Consider the following 1,031-nt stretch of genomic DNA (forward strand, 5'->3'; position numbering starts at 1 on the left):
GAGGGTTCAGCAAAAACGACACGATTGGTCCTCCAATACCGGCATCAAGCATAAATTCGCAGTGACTGCCTAGCTGTTAACGGAACCTTAGGCAGAATCATTCAAATACAACACCAGACAAACGTTGGTCCTGCGTTGCGCCGAACGCGTAACATTGCATCCAAGACCGCTCGAAATGGCGGATGAATGGGTCTGGTGAAACTAGACCGGATGATTTGGGGCAACGTTTGTCTTTAACCAACGGATGATGGCATTTGCAAAGGACTGGTTCTTCGAATTGGTGTTGTCTTCTTTCGACTGAGGCATAAGGTTATTTAATTCCTAACCGTGGACAGCCTTACTGTGATCCAAGTTTACTCAGATATTGATATATCCCTGCTTTTCGCCGCGATAAACATGGGTTTTGCGGTGGTGATGGGGGCCATCATCGGGTCTGAACGGCAATTTCGCGGACGAATGGCAGGGCTTCGCACCAATGCTCTGGTCTCGCTCGGTGCAGCGGGATTTGTCGTTTTCGCAGCGCTGTTTCCCGATGACATTAACCCAACTCGTGTCGCTGCTCAGGTGGTGTCGGGTATTGGGTTTCTTGGTGCTGGCATCATCTTTCGCGATGGACTCAATATCCAAGGCATTAACACAGCGGCCACGCTGTGGTGTTCTGCAGCTGTCGGTTTGATTTCTGGATCAGGGCATCTTGGCTATGCGGCAGTTCTGACATCTTTGATTGTGTTTGCGAACTTGGGCCTACGGCCTGTTGTCCGAAAGCTAAAAAAAGCCGAAGCCAGAAACGCACGCGGTCTTCAGACATATCAGCTGAAGGCGTCCTGCCTTCACAAAGACTGTGAAGAAATTCGTGTTCTGCTGCTTGGTAAGCTTAGCGATGAGGATCTCAACTTGCTTCAAATTGCCAACCGCGGGCACGAGGATACCGCTGAAATCATTGTAGAGGTTCAAGGCATGGCCGCCGAGATGGCCAAAGTCGTGAAAATCATTACTCAGATTTCGTTGGATACTCGTATTTTACGCGCGAG

Annotated in this window: 1 protein-coding gene; it reads left to right on the top strand. The window is 49.8% G+C overall.

Annotated features, from left to right (window positions below; genetic code table 11):
* Window positions 1-342: 342 nt before the first annotated feature.
* Window positions 343-1,031, top strand: a 689-nt coding sequence (locus J3L16_RS15825; RefSeq protein WP_207614032.1) for an MgtC/SapB family protein, incomplete at its 3' end; no start/stop codon positions are given.

It is taken from the genome of Alteromonas sp. 5E99-2, from assembly GCF_017368475.1.
Classification (GTDB): domain Bacteria; phylum Pseudomonadota; class Gammaproteobacteria; order Enterobacterales; family Alteromonadaceae; genus Alteromonas_F.